17 protein-coding genes and 1 tRNA gene are annotated in these 14,452 nt (G+C 45.3%); 9 read left to right on the top strand and 9 right to left on the bottom strand.

From position 1 onward, the window contains the following. Window positions 1–226: 226 nt before the first annotated feature. The 8 genes from ychF to lolB all read right to left on the bottom strand — a co-directional run bounded on the left by ychF (window position 227) and on the right by lolB (window position 6,348). Window positions 227–1,318 (bottom strand): redox-regulated ATPase YchF, encoded by a 1,092-nt coding sequence (ychF, locus tag JK130_RS08830; protein ID WP_218353953.1) that lies wholly within the window; start codon window positions 1,316–1,318, stop codon window positions 227–229. Between the two features lie 22 nt (window positions 1,319–1,340). After that, window positions 1,341–1,931 (bottom strand): aminoacyl-tRNA hydrolase, encoded by a 591-nt coding sequence (gene pth, locus JK130_RS08825; RefSeq protein ID WP_218353952.1) that lies wholly within the window; start codon window positions 1,929–1,931, stop codon window positions 1,341–1,343. 5 nt (window positions 1,932–1,936) lie between these two features. After that, window positions 1,937–2,578 carry a 50S ribosomal protein L25/general stress protein Ctc gene (locus JK130_RS08820; RefSeq protein WP_218353951.1) on the bottom strand — a complete coding sequence of 214 codons (642 nt, stop codon included), beginning with the start codon at window positions 2,576–2,578 and terminating at the stop codon, window positions 1,937–1,939. A 155-nt stretch (window positions 2,579–2,733) separates the two neighbouring features. Next, window positions 2,734–3,105: a hypothetical protein gene (locus tag JK130_RS08815; protein ID WP_218353950.1), complete on the bottom strand. Its 372-nt coding sequence runs from the start codon at window positions 3,103–3,105 to the stop codon at window positions 2,734–2,736. Between the two features lie 610 nt (window positions 3,106–3,715). Further along, window positions 3,716–4,654: a ribose-phosphate pyrophosphokinase gene (locus JK130_RS08810; RefSeq protein WP_246587744.1), complete on the bottom strand. Its 939-nt coding sequence runs from the start codon at window positions 4,652–4,654 to the stop codon at window positions 3,716–3,718. A gap of 40 nt (window positions 4,655–4,694) precedes the next feature. Further along, window positions 4,695–4,770 (bottom strand) — tRNA-Gln (locus JK130_RS08805). Between the two features lie 7 nt (window positions 4,771–4,777). Beyond that, window positions 4,778–5,653 (bottom strand): 4-(cytidine 5'-diphospho)-2-C-methyl-D-erythritol kinase, encoded by an 876-nt coding sequence (ispE, locus tag JK130_RS08800; protein WP_218353948.1) that lies wholly within the window; start codon window positions 5,651–5,653, stop codon window positions 4,778–4,780. Further along, window positions 5,653–6,348 (bottom strand): lipoprotein insertase outer membrane protein LolB, encoded by a 696-nt coding sequence (gene lolB, locus JK130_RS08795; RefSeq protein ID WP_218353947.1) that lies wholly within the window; start codon window positions 6,346–6,348, stop codon window positions 5,653–5,655. Before lolB ends, ispE begins: the two co-directional genes overlap by 1 nt. A gap of 30 nt (window positions 6,349–6,378) precedes the next feature. Between lolB and hemA the strand changes: the two genes are divergently transcribed. The 5 genes from hemA to kdsA are packed head-to-tail and all read left to right on the top strand — an operon-like array spanning window position 6,379 to window position 10,897. Beyond that, window positions 6,379–7,650 (top strand): glutamyl-tRNA reductase, encoded by a 1,272-nt coding sequence (gene hemA, locus JK130_RS08790; RefSeq protein ID WP_218353946.1) that lies wholly within the window; start codon window positions 6,379–6,381, stop codon window positions 7,648–7,650. An 18-nt stretch (window positions 7,651–7,668) separates the two neighbouring features. Next, complete coding sequence (gene prfA / locus JK130_RS08785; RefSeq protein ID WP_218353945.1) at window positions 7,669–8,754, top strand: peptide chain release factor 1; 1,086 nt, start codon at window positions 7,669–7,671, stop codon at window positions 8,752–8,754. A gap of 8 nt (window positions 8,755–8,762) precedes the next feature. Then, a complete protein-coding gene (prmC, locus tag JK130_RS08780) occupies window positions 8,763–9,596 on the top strand; it encodes a peptide chain release factor N(5)-glutamine methyltransferase (protein ID WP_218353944.1) in 834 nt (277 codons plus the stop codon). A 56-nt stretch (window positions 9,597–9,652) separates the two neighbouring features. Continuing rightward, on the top strand, window positions 9,653–10,027 hold the full coding sequence (locus tag JK130_RS08775) for a SirB2 family protein (RefSeq protein ID WP_218353943.1): 375 nt from the start codon (window positions 9,653–9,655) through the stop codon (window positions 10,025–10,027). A 15-nt stretch (window positions 10,028–10,042) separates the two neighbouring features. Next, entirely contained in the window at window positions 10,043–10,897 is an 855-nt protein-coding gene (gene kdsA / locus JK130_RS08770) for a 3-deoxy-8-phosphooctulonate synthase (RefSeq protein ID WP_218353942.1), read from the top strand. Between the two features lie 92 nt (window positions 10,898–10,989). Here kdsA and JK130_RS08765 read toward each other — a convergent pair whose 3' ends face one another. Then, window positions 10,990–11,268 carry a hypothetical protein gene (locus JK130_RS08765; RefSeq protein WP_218353941.1) on the bottom strand — a complete coding sequence of 93 codons (279 nt, stop codon included), beginning with the start codon at window positions 11,266–11,268 and terminating at the stop codon, window positions 10,990–10,992. 212 nt (window positions 11,269–11,480) lie between these two features. On the opposite strand from JK130_RS08765, the gene JK130_RS08760 reads away from it, so the two are divergent. The 4 genes from JK130_RS08760 to rlmM are packed head-to-tail and all read left to right on the top strand — an operon-like array spanning window position 11,481 to window position 14,442. Further along, window positions 11,481–12,380, top strand: a complete 900-nt coding sequence (locus JK130_RS08760; RefSeq protein WP_218353940.1) for a transcriptional regulator GcvA — start codon at window positions 11,481–11,483, stop codon at window positions 12,378–12,380. After that, window positions 12,373–13,005, top strand: a complete 633-nt coding sequence (locus tag JK130_RS08755; protein ID WP_218353939.1) for an alpha/beta family hydrolase — start codon at window positions 12,373–12,375, stop codon at window positions 13,003–13,005. Before JK130_RS08760 ends, JK130_RS08755 begins: the two co-directional genes overlap by 8 nt. Further along, on the top strand, window positions 13,002–13,373 hold the full coding sequence (locus JK130_RS08750) for a DUF423 domain-containing protein (RefSeq protein WP_246587740.1): 372 nt from the start codon (window positions 13,002–13,004) through the stop codon (window positions 13,371–13,373). Before JK130_RS08755 ends, JK130_RS08750 begins: the two co-directional genes overlap by 4 nt. Next, on the top strand, window positions 13,366–14,442 hold the full coding sequence (gene rlmM / locus JK130_RS08745; protein ID WP_218353938.1) for a 23S rRNA (cytidine(2498)-2'-O)-methyltransferase RlmM: 1,077 nt from the start codon (window positions 13,366–13,368) through the stop codon (window positions 14,440–14,442). The genes JK130_RS08750 and rlmM overlap by 8 nt, the downstream gene beginning before the upstream one ends. Window positions 14,443–14,452 lie beyond the last annotated feature (10 nt).

The raw sequence follows: 14,452 nt of genomic DNA, 5'->3' as shown, positions 1-14,452 counted from the left end.
GACATACTATTTTGGTATTTTCAGGTAGATGAGTAACAGCCATCAGTCTGTTTTAAAAGACAATATTAGTCAAATAAACCGTATTACCGTTTGTAGTTAGCTTAAGATAAAGAATGCTGAATCAGGACAAATAAATGCAATAGGTCAGTAAGATTTATTCTATTGCGGAATTAAACTATTGATGCGTTTTGTAACTCAAAACGCATCAATAAGAAATAAGACTAGGTTACACATTAAAACGGAAATGGATAACATCGCCGTCTTTAACAATGTATTCTTTACCTTCTAAACGCCATTTACCCGCGTCTTTTGCACCTTGTTCACCGTTAAATTCAACAAAGTGGTCATAGGATACAATCTCAGCACGAATAAAGCCTTTTTCGAAGTCTGTATGAATTCGGCCGGCGGCTTGAGGGGCGGTTGAGCCCTCAGGAAATGTCCAGGCTCTTACTTCTTTAACACCCGCAGTAAAATAGGTTTGCAGAGTCAATAGGCTGTAGCCAGAACGAATTACGCGATTCAGACCGGGTTCTTCTAATCCCATATCCTGCATAAACTCTTCACGTTCATCATCTTCGAGTTCTGCGATTTCAGATTCAATAGCAGCGCATACCGCCACCACAACTGCATTTTCGCCTTCGGCAATTTGACGTACTTCGTCTAGATACGGATTGTTTTCGAAGCCTTCTTCGTTCACATTGGCAATATACATGGTTGGCTTCAGAGTAAGCATGTTCATGTAACTGATTGCTTCTAACTCTTCTTTACTTAGCTCAAGTGAGCGTAGTAAGTAGCCTTGGTCAAGGTGAGGTTTAACCTTCTCAAGTACTTTTAATTCAAACTTTGCATCCGAATCGCCACCTTTTGCGCGTTTAGCAACACGATGTAAGGCCTTTTCAGTCGTTTCTAAATCAGCCAGCGCTAATTCGGTATTGATAACATCGATGTCATTTTGCGGACTCACTTTACCTGAGACATGAACAATGTTTTCGTCATCAAAACAGCGGACTACATGGCCTATTGCATCGGTCTCGCGAATGTTAGCCAAAAACTTATTGCCCAAGCCTTCGCCTTTTGAGGCTCCCTCTACCAGTCCGGCAATATCAACAAATTCCATCGTGGTAGGAATAACACGTTGAGGATTGACGATTTGTGCCAGCTTATCAAGACGAAGATCAGGTACCGGCACCACACCAGTATTTGGTTCGATGGTACAAAACGGGAAGTTGGCGGCTTCAATGCCTGCTTTGGTTAGTGCATTGAATAATGTCGATTTGCCAACGTTTGGCAGGCCGACGATACCACATTTAAAACCCATGCTAGCCTCTTAATTCGGTTAGTTATTTTGCGTCGGCTTTAAAGGAATGAAGCCGGTTTTGTGCTGCTTTTAAGTCATCTTTCAGCAAAATATCGATACAACGAACAGCTTCATCAATAGCGCTATCAATTGCTTCTTTTTCTACTGAAGCCGGTTTGCCTAAAACATGGCCTGTGACCCGGGCTTTGTCGCCGGGATGGCCAATACCTATACGCAAACGCAGAAAATTTTTGTTGTTTGCCAGTCGCGAGACAATATCTTTTACCCCGTTTTGACTGGAACTGCCACCCACTTTGAATTTTGCTACACCAGGAGGCAAATCTAATTCATCAAAAGCCACCAAAATTTGTTCTGGTTCTACTCGATAAAAGTTAGCTAATGTACCTACGGCCTGACCACTTTTGTTCATAAATGTAGTGGGGTAGAGTAACCGGATATCCTGGCCTGCCACATTGATACGAGCAGTTTTGCCAAAAAATTTGGATTCAGGAGTCAAAGAGGTGTTATAACGCGCGGCTAATTCTTCAAGAAACCAGACGCCCGCATTGTGACGGGTGCTTTCATATTCGGGGCCTGGATTACCCAGGCCCACGATTAGACGAATATCAGACAAGAGGATTATTCCTCAGTGCCTGCTTCTTCGCCTTCTGCATCTTCTTCAGCTACTGGAGCTTTAGGTGCAGGTTTGATAGTTACAACTGTCAAATCATGATCTTCATCATTTTTAGCCAGCTCTACAGAACTTACGCCCTTAGGTAGCTGGATATCAGACAAGTGAACAGAACCGTCCATTTCAACATCTTTCATATCAACTTCAATGAATTCAGGCAGGTCTTTAGGCAGACAAGTGATTTCAATTTCGTTCACGTGATGCTCAGCGATACCACCTTCGTTACTGATAGCAGCATTCTTTTCTTCGTTCATGAAGTGCAAAGGAACATTAGTGTGTAGTTCTTCGCCAGCAATTACACGCTGAAAATCGATGTGTGAAATTTTAGGCTTGTACGGGTGGCGCTGCATATCTTTTACTAGCGCTTCTACTTTTTTCCCATCGATGTTCAATGTTAAAACATGAGAGTAAAACGCTTCGTAGTCAGCAGAGTTGTTAACTTTGTTGTGATCTAAAGTTAAAGAAACTGGCTCTTCATTGCCACCGTACAAAATAGCTGGTACCAAATCTGCACGACGAAGGCGGCGGCTCGCACCTTTCCCTTTATCAGTACGGACGTTAGCATCCAGATTAAAAATAGCGTCAGACATTGACTGTCTCCAAAAATTTTTTGATTTAATTAATGATGGCTTCCGCGACCAAAAGCACACCGATGAAATGCCCACCTAAGATAAAGTGACGCACTACCCTCAATAATTAAGGGCGGCGAATTCTACCACTGTTTATTTACGGTTACAAACAGGGTTTACATTTCGTTATTGGTGGGTTTAACGCCACTTTTGTCTACAATTTTGACATCAGAAACTTCAAATACCTCACCAAACTGGGTAAAAGTCATAATATTGGTGAGAACCCGACCCTCAACAGCAATCTTCAACCCATTCTGTTTATGCTCTGGGGCCAGGTTGCGTAAAGTATAATGGCCGCCATCGTCACTTATAAAAGCATAAAAACCACCTTCAAGGTTTTTATAAACTATCGTGCCGGTCATTTGCTTAACCTCGTTTTCCATGCTTTTTTCCTTCTGCGATTGTGTATCGGGTAACGGATGTGCCTGTCCCGAACATGCACTTAGCAACAAAAAACTAGTGGCTATTATCAATAAGCTTTGTTTCACAGGTAATAATTCCTCTATAACCGATGTTCTTACTATATTGCCCGTAGATAACTGAATAAACAATGAACGTCTCGGGTTAGTGTTTAAGTGCACAGGCACACAGGGAGCGAGCCCGTATGAGCGAAGGATGGCTGGTCTCCTGTCATTTATATCGACATTAACCTTACTCAATACGCCAGAATTAAGTGGGTGTCCAGTAGATAGCATCTTAGGTAGTTTTAATAGGTGGGTGTCCAGCAAATAGCAGCATTCATTTATATCGACATTAACCTTACCTAAACGCCAAAATTAAGTGGGTCTCCTGAAATTGATGTTACCCAATATGCCAAAATAAAAGGGTGTCCAATCATTGCCTTAGGCTAAAGCTGTATGTGAACAGTGCGAGTGTTTATAGATTAGATGGTAAAGTGTGGGTGTCCAGTAGATAGCACCCAATTCGCCAGAATTAAGTGGGTGTCCAATCTGTAGCCCGCCAGAATAAAGTGGGTGTCCAATCTGTATTCGATGTGGGTGTCCAATCAGTATTGACCCAGGCGGAGGGGAGTTTGTTTTGTTTTCAGACATAAAAAAAGCGGCATAGTAAGCCGCTTTAAAACTAAAATTTATTTCATCAATATTCGAACATTGCTGAAATAGATTCTTCGTTGCTAATTCGGCGAATGGTCTCAGCCAGCATTTCAGATAACGTGAGCTGCTTCACTTTATTAATTTTTCGCATATCTTCATTTAGCGGGATACTGTCGGTAACGATAATTTCATCGATAACAGAGTCACGTAAATTTTGCGCCGCATTGCCTGAAAATATAGCGTGAGTGGCATACGCATATACCCGCCGCGCCCCATGACTTTTCAACGCTTCAGCGGCTTTTGCTAACGTACCGCCAGTATCAATCATGTCATCTACGATAATACAATCGCGATCTTTTACATCACCAATGATGTTCATAACCTGAGCCACATTAGCCTTAGGGCGACGCTTATCTATAATAGCAAGTTCAGTGTCGTTCATAAGTTTTGCTGTAGCCCGCGCGCGCACTACACCGCCAATATCTGGTGATACGACTACCGGCGACGTAAAATTACGACGCATCATATCAGCAAGTAATATTGGCGTTCCAAATGCGTTGTCTACAGGAACATCAAAAAAGCCCTGAATTTGTTCAGCGTGAAGATCGATGGTTAATACCCTATCGACACCGACATTAGACAGGAAATCAGCAACAACTCTGGCCGTAATTGGCACCCGGGCAGACCGCACACGACGGTCCTGACGTGCATAACCAAAATAGGGCATAACTGCGGTGATACGACCAGCCGAAGCACGGCGTAGCGCATCAATCATCACAATTAATTCCATTAGGTTATCGTTGGTGGGTGCGCAAGTAGACTGAATAATAAAAACGTCCGATCCACGGACGTTTTCATGTATTTCGACGCTGATTTCACCGTCACTGAAGCGGCCTACGCTGGCGTTTCCAAGCTTGGTATAGAGACGATCGGCAACTTTCTGGGCAAGTTCTGGTACGGCATTACCTGCAAAGAGCTTCATATCTGGCACAAGTGATTCCTCAGTGCGTTGATAGTAGAGGTGGCTGGGGTAGCTGGACTCGAACCAACGAATAACGGGATCAAAACCCGCTGCCTTACCAACTTGGCTATACCCCAATAATATTTAGTGTCTGTCCGGAACAGCGTTCACATTATGTAACTGTTGTTTTAATGGCGACCGGGCTACACCCCTTGCCACAAAACTGGTCCAGTACTCAGGCAATTTTGCCTGTACAAACCGGGCCGTATTTTCGTCTTTGAAAGTGGCAAACACGCACGCCCCTGTGCCGGTCATCCGCGACGGGGCGTAGTGTACCAACCACTGTAATAATTTTGCAACTTCCGGATGACGTTTACACACAATTTGCTGGCAATCATTACGCGTTTTTTCAAAAGTGTAGTCTTTCCAGGCCATCGTAGCCGTATTTCTGGGAAGATCTGCTTCGCCAAAAATAGCTGGCGTACTAACATGAATACCGGGGTTTACAACCAAATACCAATCGCCACTAATAGAGACTGGAGTGATCTGTTCTCCTACACCTTCGGCAAATGCAGTTTGTCCGCGGACAAAAACAGGCACATCGGCGCCTAGTTGCAACCCAAGTTCGGCCAACTTATCTTCTGATAACCCGCATCCCCATAAATAATTCAGTGCTACCAGTGTGGTCGCAGCATTTGACGAACCCCCACCAATACCGCCACCCATAGGCAGTTGTTTGTCTACCTTTATCTGGGTGCCTTGTGATACGCCGCAGTGGCGCTGCAACAGCTTTGCGGCTTTATATATCAGGTTGTCTTGCTCAGCGACCCCTGCAAAAACCGTAGAAATTTTTATAGAGTCTGACGTAGTAATGTCGAAGGCCAACCGATCGCCGGTATCGAGTATCTGAAACAAGCTTTGCAGCCGATGATAACCATTGTCATATCGACCGGTGATATGCAAAAAAAGATTAAGCTTAGCGGGGCTCGGCCACCACAAAGGCTCGGTTGTACAAACCATTACATCAAGGTCCACTGATTAATTCGAAATTTAATAAATGCATTCGGTTTTTGGGTATTGGTCAACTTAAGCGCATACGGAAGCCATATATTTTCTACCTCGCCATAGTTGTTATAAGCAATCTGCCAATGTCCGCATGTCTCACATGCTCCGGGTTTTAGTTGCGCCAATAAGTCTTTTGAATTTAACGCATAGTCGTCCGAAGGCCCGGGTAGTCCTTTAATCCAGTTGAGAAGTTCGTTAACCGGTACATTGAGCCCGGTGACATCTTTAATTAGCTGGCCAGGATCAGAATGAGTATAGGTATCTCCATTGGCCTTAAGCGTCGCCATACCATTTTCAAACTGCATATCTACCAGAGTGATGCCTAAAAAATTGGTCAGTCTGAATTCGAAGTCACCATTCTGATTTTGCCAGAATAATGTCGCACTGACCGCCTCCTGATTGTTGCGAATAGCCATTTTACCCTGAATTTTCCAAGAGTTAATAGCCGCTAATTGTTGTAGTTGTGCAGGTAAATCAATACGTTTGTCGGGGCCATCCGGAAGCGTGGTACACCCATATAAAAAAGACATCAACAGACAGCAAAGCAAAAAGCGTAAGAACATATTTATAAAATCTATTAGCGCGATAGTCATTTTATATAGGAACACAGTTACCTGAACACTTTCAATAATTTTGCGTTTTTCGTACAATGCCGCTCCGAAGCCGCCAGATGAATCTTAATGACCTTAGTTGCCCTCGGAATTAACCACAAAACAGCACCAGTCGCCTTGCGAGAAAAGGTAGCCTTTACACCAGACTCTCTGGTGGCGGCGTTATCTTCTCTGAAGCAACGTGAGGGTGTGGACGAAACGGTCATTGTTTCTACCTGTAATCGTACTGAAATCTACGTAAGTGGGTCGTTAAGCCAAACGTCTTTAATTCAATGGCTTGCCAGCTTTCACAAGCTTGATATGGACACGATTGCCAGCCACAGTTATCAGTTTGAGCAAGGCGCGGCAGTTCAGCATATTATGCGCGTTGCCAGTGGTCTGGACTCGCTTATACTGGGCGAGCCTCAAATTTTTGGTCAGGTGAAACAAGCTTATAATGATGCCCGGCATTCAGGTACCGTCGGTACAGATTTTGAACGTTTGTTTCAGCATACGTTTGCGGTAGCTAAACGAGTTCGAACCGAAACTGAAATTGGCGCTAATGCTGTTTCTGTTGCTTTTGCCGCAGTACAACTGGCAAAACATATATTCTCAGCCCTGCCCAGTCGTTCAGTGTTATTGGTAGGGGCCGGTGAAACTATCGAGCTGGTGGCACAACATTTAAAAGAGCAGGGCGTCAAACGGATATGCGTGGCCAATCGCACCGTGGCACGTGCCCATAATTTGGCACAAAAACTTGAAGCTGATGTATTAACCTTATCGCAGGTGCCTGAAAAACTACACAGTTTTGATATCGTCATCAGTTCTACCGCGAGTCAGTTGCCACTGATTGGCAAAGGCATGGTAGAGCGGGCATTGCGAGAGCGTCGTAATTTACCTATGTTTTTGGTTGACCTTGCCGTGCCGCGCGATATTGAGTCTGAAGTCAATGACTTAGGCGATGCTTACCTGTATACGGTGGATGATCTTCAGCATATTGTCGAACAAAATCTGGCGTCACGAGAAGAGGCTGCTCGCGAAGCGCACGCTATTATTGATGAGCAAATTGATGTGTACCTGAATTGGCAGCAAGCACAGCAGTCTATAGATCTGGTACGTCAGTTTCGCGAGCGGGGCGGTCAGCAACGTGATGAGCTGGTAGAAAAAGCACTAAACCAGCTTGCTGATGGTAAGCCCTCAGAAGACATCATCAAAGAACTGGCGTATAAATTAACCAACACAATGATGCACGGCCCTACACGACTGCTTCGTGATGCGGCTGCGCAAAACGATACGTCGCTAACTCAGCAGCTTAGCCAATCTTTAGAGCTTGATAGCCCTTCGGGGCAGGGGCGTAAATGAACAAGGTAAAATAACAATATGAAAGAGTCGGTCGTTGCAAAACTAGAAAATCTGGTCGAACGTTTTGACGAAGTACAGGCGCTATTAAGTGATCCAGAAGTTATTTCAAATCAAGATAAATTTCGTACTCTATCAAAAGAATATAGTCAGCTTGAAGATGTGGTAAAAGGATTTAATGCTTATCAGCAGGCCCAGGAAAACCTGGCTTCTGCCAATGAAATGCTGGAAGAAGACGACGCCGAAATGCGTGAAATGGCTCAGGAAGAAATAAAGCAGGCCAAATCAGACCTAGAAGAACTGGAAGACAAATTACAAATATTGCTGTTGCCTAAAGATCCTAACGATGACCACCCCTGCTTTTTAGAAATTCGGGCTGGCGCAGGCGGTGACGAAGCGGCTATTTTTGCTGGAAACTTGTTTCGAATGTACAGTCGCTACGCCGAAAGTGTGGGCTGGAAGGTCGAGCTGGTCAGCGCCAGCGAAGGAGAACATGGCGGTTTTAAAGAGGTTATCGCAAATGTTTCGGGTGACGGCGCGTATGGTATTATGAAATTTGAATCAGGCGGACACCGTGTTCAGCGCGTGCCTGAAACCGAATCTCAGGGCCGTATACATACATCGGCATGTACCGTTGCGGTGCTACCCGAGGTGCCCGAATCTGAGGCGGTCGAAATTAATCCGGCTGATTTGAAAGTGGATACCTTCCGGGCCTCAGGCGCGGGTGGTCAGCACGTCAACAAAACCGATTCTGCGATTCGTATTACCCATGTTCCTACAGGCCTGGTGGTTGAGTGTCAGGATGAGCGATCACAGCACAAGAACCGGGCAAAAGCGATGTCAGTGTTACAGGCCCGGCTTAATCGTATTGAAGAAGAAAAGCGCGCCAGCGAAGAAGCGACGACTCGCCGAAACCTGGTAGGCAGTGGCGATCGCTCTGAACGCATCCGTACTTACAATTTTCCGCAGGGCCGGGTTACCGACCACCGTATAAATTTAACGCTTTACCGGCTTGACGAAGTTATTGAAGGAGACCTGAGTCAATTGCTTGAGCCTATTCGCCAAGAGCATCAGGCTGACTTACTTGCTTCACTGTCAGGCGAGTAACCACTAACATGCAGATAGACCAGGCGATTGACTGGGGCACTTTGCAGCTACAAAGCAGTGAGTCGCCTCTATTAGATGCGCGAGTGCTGCTGGCTGAAGCGCTTGAGGTCTCATTGACGTATCTTTTTACCTGGCCTGAACGTCTGGTAGACAAAACCCAGCTGTCTGATTATCAAACCTTTATCGAGCAGCGCAAACAAGGTCAGCCGGTTGCGTATATTGTTGGGTATCGTGAGTTTTGGTCATTGCGCTTAAAAGTATCAAAGCACACCCTGATTCCACGACCCGATACAGAAACGTTGGTTGAACAGGCGTTAGTAAGACTGCCTGCGTCTTCTTCTGCCATCTGCGATTTAGGTACCGGAACCGGGGCAATCGCACTTGCTTTGGCCAGCGAACGTACTGACGCAAAAGTGACCGGTGTCGATAAAGTACCTGAAGCGGTTCAGCTAGCGTGCGAAAATGCCCGACAAAACAATATTGAAAATGTTCGCTTTTTACAAAGCAGCTGGTTTAGTGCACTGGCCGGCCAACAGTTTGATATGATTGTGACTAACCCGCCCTATGTACAAAGTTGTAGTCATTATCTGTCAGAAGGCGATGTTCGCTTTGAGCCTGCCTCGGCGCTTACCTCAGGCTTGGATGGTCTTGAAGATATTCGGGTAATCGTACAGTCGGCCCCTGACTATTTAAGTCAATCAGGCTGGCTGTTAATTGAGCATGGCTTTGAACAAAGTAAAGCGGTACAAGCATTACTGCGAGCGGCAGGCTTTACCAATGTAACCAGCGAAGCCGATCTTGGCGGGCATCTGCGTATAACCTGCGGGCAGCATTTACAATAAAGCAATTTTATCAGGCATTTCACAACAACAACTTAAAACTATAAAAGGCAAATAGAATGTACATGTTGGTTAAGAATATTCATATGACAGCCGTATCATTAAGTGTTTTATTGTTTATATTTCGCTTTATTTTATTACAAGCGAACTCAGGAATGCTTAAGGCAAAGTGGCTTAAAATTACACCACATGTTGTCGATACGTTTTTGCTTGCCAGTGCTTTGGTGTTATGCGGTATTTTATCCCAATGGCCCTTTGTGAATGACTGGTTAACCTTTAAGTTTACTGGCCTTATTTTGTATATATTGATGGCTTTGTTTACGCTGAAATGGGCACGCTCGGTACCTATGCAGTGGATAGGTTTTGTCGGAGCGTTAACCTGGCTGGTTTTGATTGTTCGTGTGGCGATCACTAAAGAAGCTATCATTTTTTAATTAACAGGAATCCATATGTCTGTCAGTGCTCGCTCCATCAAGGTAGGAAATATCGAGGTCGCTAATCAGCTGCCATTTACATTATTTGGCGGTATGAACGTATTAGAGTCGCGTGACCTGGCAATGAAGATTGCCGAGCATTACGTAACCGTCACTCAAAAGCTGAATATTCCCTATGTGTTTAAAGCGTCTTTTGATAAAGCCAATCGTTCTTCTGTGTCTTCTTATCGGGGCCCGGGAATGGAAGAGGGGCTGAAGATATTTGAAGAAATTAAGCGCACATTTGATGTGCCGGTTATTACCGATGTACACGAACCGCATCAATGTGAACCCGTTGCCGAAGTGGCAGATGTTATCCAGTTACCCGCGTTTTTAGCCCGCCAAACCGATTTAGTGGTGGCGATGGCGAAAACCGGTGCAGTGATTAATGTCAAAAAACCACAGTTTTTAGCGCCCCACGAAATGCAGCATATTATCGGCAAACTTAGTGAAGCAGGAAATGACAAAATCATATTATGCGAGCGTGGCAGCTGTTTTGGCTACAATAATCTGGTAGTCGATATGCTGGGCATGGACGCGATGAAAGCCTATGCTCCGGTCATATTTGACGCGACACATGCATTGCAAATGCCGGGCGGACGCGCTACATCAGCCGACGGTCGACGTGCTCAGGCGGCGCAGTTAGCGCGTAGTGGTATGGCTTTAGGTTTAGCCGGTCTTTTTATTGAAGCGCACCCTGAACCTGAGAACGCAAAGTGCGATGGCCCATGTGCATTGCCCTTGTCAAAACTTGAGCCCTACCTGGTGCAAATGAAAGCCATGGACGACCTGGTAAAAGGTTTTGATACGTTAGATACATCAAATACCTGAAACAGCAGCAGTAGGGCTTAGATTGAGGCCACGTGGTACAAAAAAACAGGCAGTCCCCACTGCCTGTTTTTGTATCAGGTGTACTTAAAACGTTATTCGCTTTGGTGAGCTTTTTGTATTGCGTTTACCGGCCGTTTGTTGCGGTAAGCAAGTAAAGACGCTTTACGATATTTGAGGCTTTGTTTTTTAAGTTGAGCGATGACATGCTGGTTAATATCTTTAGCGGCCTCATCAGCGATATTCTGGGGTAAAGGCGGCAACGATAATCCGGCGAACTCAGGTTTTTTTGATTCGGACGCAGGTAAATGTGCTGGTTGAGCCAACGCAAACCCAGTCGTAAATATTAACGCAGATAATAATAGTTTTTTCATTACACACCTAATATAATTAATATTAATTTTATTTAAAACTTGTGAAGTGCTTTAACAAGGTGCACTCATAACACGCTGTCACCTAAGCGTTATTTTTCAACTCGAATGAATTTTAGCCAAATATTGGTTAATAATAAAACGAGTAAATATAAGCTTTAAGATTAGAAAAACTAATCACTATCCAATTTATTGTTTAACAGGCAGGGCGCAGGATGCAAAGACGATTACCCCCACTTAATGCACTAAAAGCATTTGAAGCGGCGGCCCGGCATTTAAGCTTTACCCGGGCCGCCGACGAACTGTTTGTTACCCAGGCAGCGGTTAGCCACCAAATAAAGGCGCTGGAAGATCATTTATCAATGAAGCTGTTTATTCGGCGCAACCGAACATTACTGCTTACCGAAGAGGGCCAGGCATACTTTCTAGAACTTAAAGACATTTTTAAGAGCCTGCAGGATGCCACAGAGCGTTTATTAGCAAAGGGCAGTAAAGGAGCTATAACCGTGGCCATGCCACCAAGTTTTGCTTCGCAATGGTTGGTACCACGCATAAGTCGTTTTAGCAGTGTTAATCCTGATATCGATGTACGCATAAAAGCGGTCGATTTTGACGAAGGCTTTTTAGATGATGATATTGACGTGGCGATATACTACGGCAAAGGGCGTTGGTCAGGGTTGCAAGCCGACAAATTGCACCGCGAGTTTTTAACCCCACTGTGCGCACCGAGTTTATTTAGCGGACCTAAACCCTTAACTTGTCTGGCTGATTTAAAGCATCACGTGCTGTTGCACGATTTGAGTCGTGAAGCGTGGAAAACCTGGTTAAAGCAGATTGGTGTGGATGGAGTAAATGTGAATCAGGGGCCGGTATTCAGTCACTCAATGTTGGTATTGCAGGCTGCGGCTTTAGGGCAGGGTATTGCTCTAGCTAACACTATACTGGCGCGCCCCGAGTTGGATGCAGGGCGTTTAATTATGCCTTTTTCAGACCGGGTGGAAAGTCGCGATGCTTTTTACGTGGTATGCGATGAATCACAAGCTGAGTTAGGCAAAATAGCCGCTTTCCGGCAGTGGATATTGGCACAGGTAGACGAAGAGCAAGAGTATGTTTGATTATGTTATCGAGCGCCCCGACAATGCACAGTGTCGTTTAGTGCTTGCCCATGGCGCGGGCGCCGGAAAAAACTCTGATTTTATGCAGCATTTGAGTCAGCTGTTGGTTGCCAGAAATATAGAAGTCGTGCGTTTTAATTTTACCTATATGCAAACCATTGAGCATACCGGCAGGCGCCGTCCACCAGAAAAAGCTGATGTTATGCTTACCCATTTTTCTGAACTGCTAAATCATCTGAACACCCCGTCATCTATACCTTTGTGGCTGGGCGGAAAATCGATGGGTGGCAGAATGGCTACCATGCTGGTAGAGCGCACACCGGCCCAGGGCGCCGTTGTATTTGGCTACCCGTTTCACCCCCCAGGCAAACCCGAAAAACTGCGTACCGAACATCTACAGCAAAATGGCAAGCCGGTTCATATTTTTCAGGGTGAACGGGATACGTTTGGAACCCGTGAAGAAACCGCTAACTTCAATTTGCATTCTAAAGTGGCACTGCATTGGCTCGAAGATGGCGATCATAGCTTACAGCCGCGCAAAAAAAGCGGTTATACCTACCCCGAACATATGCAAAAGGTGGCAGATGCTACGGCTTCGATTTTGACAAACGGTGCAAACTTATGAAATACCTGATGGCCACAGGCGCTTTTGGTGCTTTGATGTCAGTCATATTGGGGGCGCTGGGCGCGCATAAGCTCGGCCAGTTTTTATCAACAGACGCTTTGTCGGCGTTTAACACTGCGGTTGAATACCAGATGTATCATAGTCTTGCGATACTGTTGGTGTGTGTGCTGCCTATTTCAAAGCGTCGGGCCGTTCAGGCAGGTATTTGCTTTTTGGTCGGCACAGTATTATTTAGTGGCAGTATTTACGGACTGACAATATTCGGGGCTGGTTTTTTAGGACCGGTAACACCGTTGGGTGGGATTATATTAATGAGTGGCTGGATTATCCTGATTTTTACAGCATTAAGGAACGCTTCGCATGGCTAGTTTGTTAGGCTATTGTCGCGCTGGCTACGAAAACGATTTAGCCGAAGAATTAACCGTTAAAGCCTCTGCGTTGCAATGCTTCGGGTACCCGAAATTTGAACGCGGCAGTGGTTATGTGCAGTTTGTTTGCTACAACGACACTGATGCCGATACCCTAGGTCAAAAACTACCGGTTATCGATACGGTGTTTGCCCGGCAGCTGGTCGTTATAACCGATGAGCTTAACGACTTAAGTCGCGAAGATCGGTTGAGTCCGGTACTTGACGCTATCTTAAAACATGACGATGAGTCAGTTCAAAACGGGCTGTTACAGGTAGAGCACGCCGATACGGATGCGGGTAAAGACTTAGCCAAGTTTTGTCGTAAATTTGCCGTGGTATTGCGCCAGGCATTACGAAAAAATCGCGCACTTACGTTTAAAGAAAAAAAACATGCGCGGGCCCTGCACGTGTTTTTTACTGACTTTGATGAATGCCTGGTCGGGTACAGTTATGCTCAATGTCGTAGTCCTCATGCTAATGGAATTTTCCGGCTTAAGTTTCCCAGCGCCGCCCCAAGTCGCTCAACGTTAAAGCTAGAAGAAGCCATTTTATCCATGCTTAGCGCCAAACAGCAGCAACAGGTATTGCGTGCGGGCGGCCGGGCTGTTGATTTAGGCGCCTGTCCGGGCGGCTGGACCTATCAACTGGTTCAACGTGAAATGTTTGTAGAGGCTATTGATAACGGCTTGATTGCTGATAATTTGATGGCCACCGGACTGGTTGAACACTTTGCCGCAGATGGTTTTAATTATAAGCCACAATTTGGCCGTGTAGATCTGCTTGTCTGTGATATGATAGAGCGGCCTGACCGAGTTGCAAAGCTTATGGGCGACTGGTTAGTTAATCACTGGGCTGACCATGCTATTTTTAATCTGAAGTTACCGATGAAGAAACGCTATGAAACGGTAACTCTGGCCATGGCCGATGTGCTGGCTCGTTTGCAGAAGCTGGATGACAGCTTTGTAATTCGTATGCGCCATCTATATCATGACCGTGACGAGATCACAGTTTCAATTTTAAGAGAATAACCCGTTGAGG

It is taken from the genome of Alteromonas lipotrueiana (assembly GCF_019249245.1).
GTDB lineage: Bacteria > Pseudomonadota > Gammaproteobacteria > Enterobacterales > Alteromonadaceae > Alteromonas > Alteromonas lipotrueiana.
The sequence above is the reverse complement of the archived record's forward strand: the minus strand, read 5'-3'. Positions and strand labels throughout refer to the sequence as shown.

Coding starts and splice junctions, on each gene's coding strand:
- prmC (WP_218353944.1), top strand. CDS start 8,763: ATGCAGATAGACCAGGCGATTGACTGGGGCACTTTGCAGCTACAAAGC.
- JK130_RS08765 (WP_218353941.1), bottom strand. CDS start 11,268: ATGAAAAAACTATTATTATCTGCGTTAATATTTACGACTGGGTTTGCG.
- hemA (WP_218353946.1), top strand. CDS start 6,379: ATGACCTTAGTTGCCCTCGGAATTAACCACAAAACAGCACCAGTCGCC.
- JK130_RS08775 (WP_218353943.1), top strand. CDS start 9,653: ATGTACATGTTGGTTAAGAATATTCATATGACAGCCGTATCATTAAGT.
- JK130_RS08810 (WP_246587744.1), bottom strand. CDS start 4,654: ATGAAGCTCTTTGCAGGTAATGCCGTACCAGAACTTGCCCAGAAAGTT.
- ispE (WP_218353948.1), bottom strand. CDS start 5,653: ATGGTTTGTACAACCGAGCCTTTGTGGTGGCCGAGCCCCGCTAAGCTT.
- JK130_RS08820 (WP_218353951.1), bottom strand. CDS start 2,578: ATGTCTGACGCTATTTTTAATCTGGATGCTAACGTCCGTACTGATAAA.
- prfA (WP_218353945.1), top strand. CDS start 7,669: ATGAAAGAGTCGGTCGTTGCAAAACTAGAAAATCTGGTCGAACGTTTT.
- rlmM (WP_218353938.1), top strand. CDS start 13,366: ATGGCTAGTTTGTTAGGCTATTGTCGCGCTGGCTACGAAAACGATTTA.
- JK130_RS08755 (WP_218353939.1), top strand. CDS start 12,373: ATGTTTGATTATGTTATCGAGCGCCCCGACAATGCACAGTGTCGTTTA.
- JK130_RS08760 (WP_218353940.1), top strand. CDS start 11,481: ATGCAAAGACGATTACCCCCACTTAATGCACTAAAAGCATTTGAAGCG.
- ychF (WP_218353953.1), bottom strand. CDS start 1,318: ATGGGTTTTAAATGTGGTATCGTCGGCCTGCCAAACGTTGGCAAATCG.
- JK130_RS08750 (WP_246587740.1), top strand. CDS start 13,002: ATGAAATACCTGATGGCCACAGGCGCTTTTGGTGCTTTGATGTCAGTC.
- kdsA (WP_218353942.1), top strand. CDS start 10,043: ATGTCTGTCAGTGCTCGCTCCATCAAGGTAGGAAATATCGAGGTCGCT.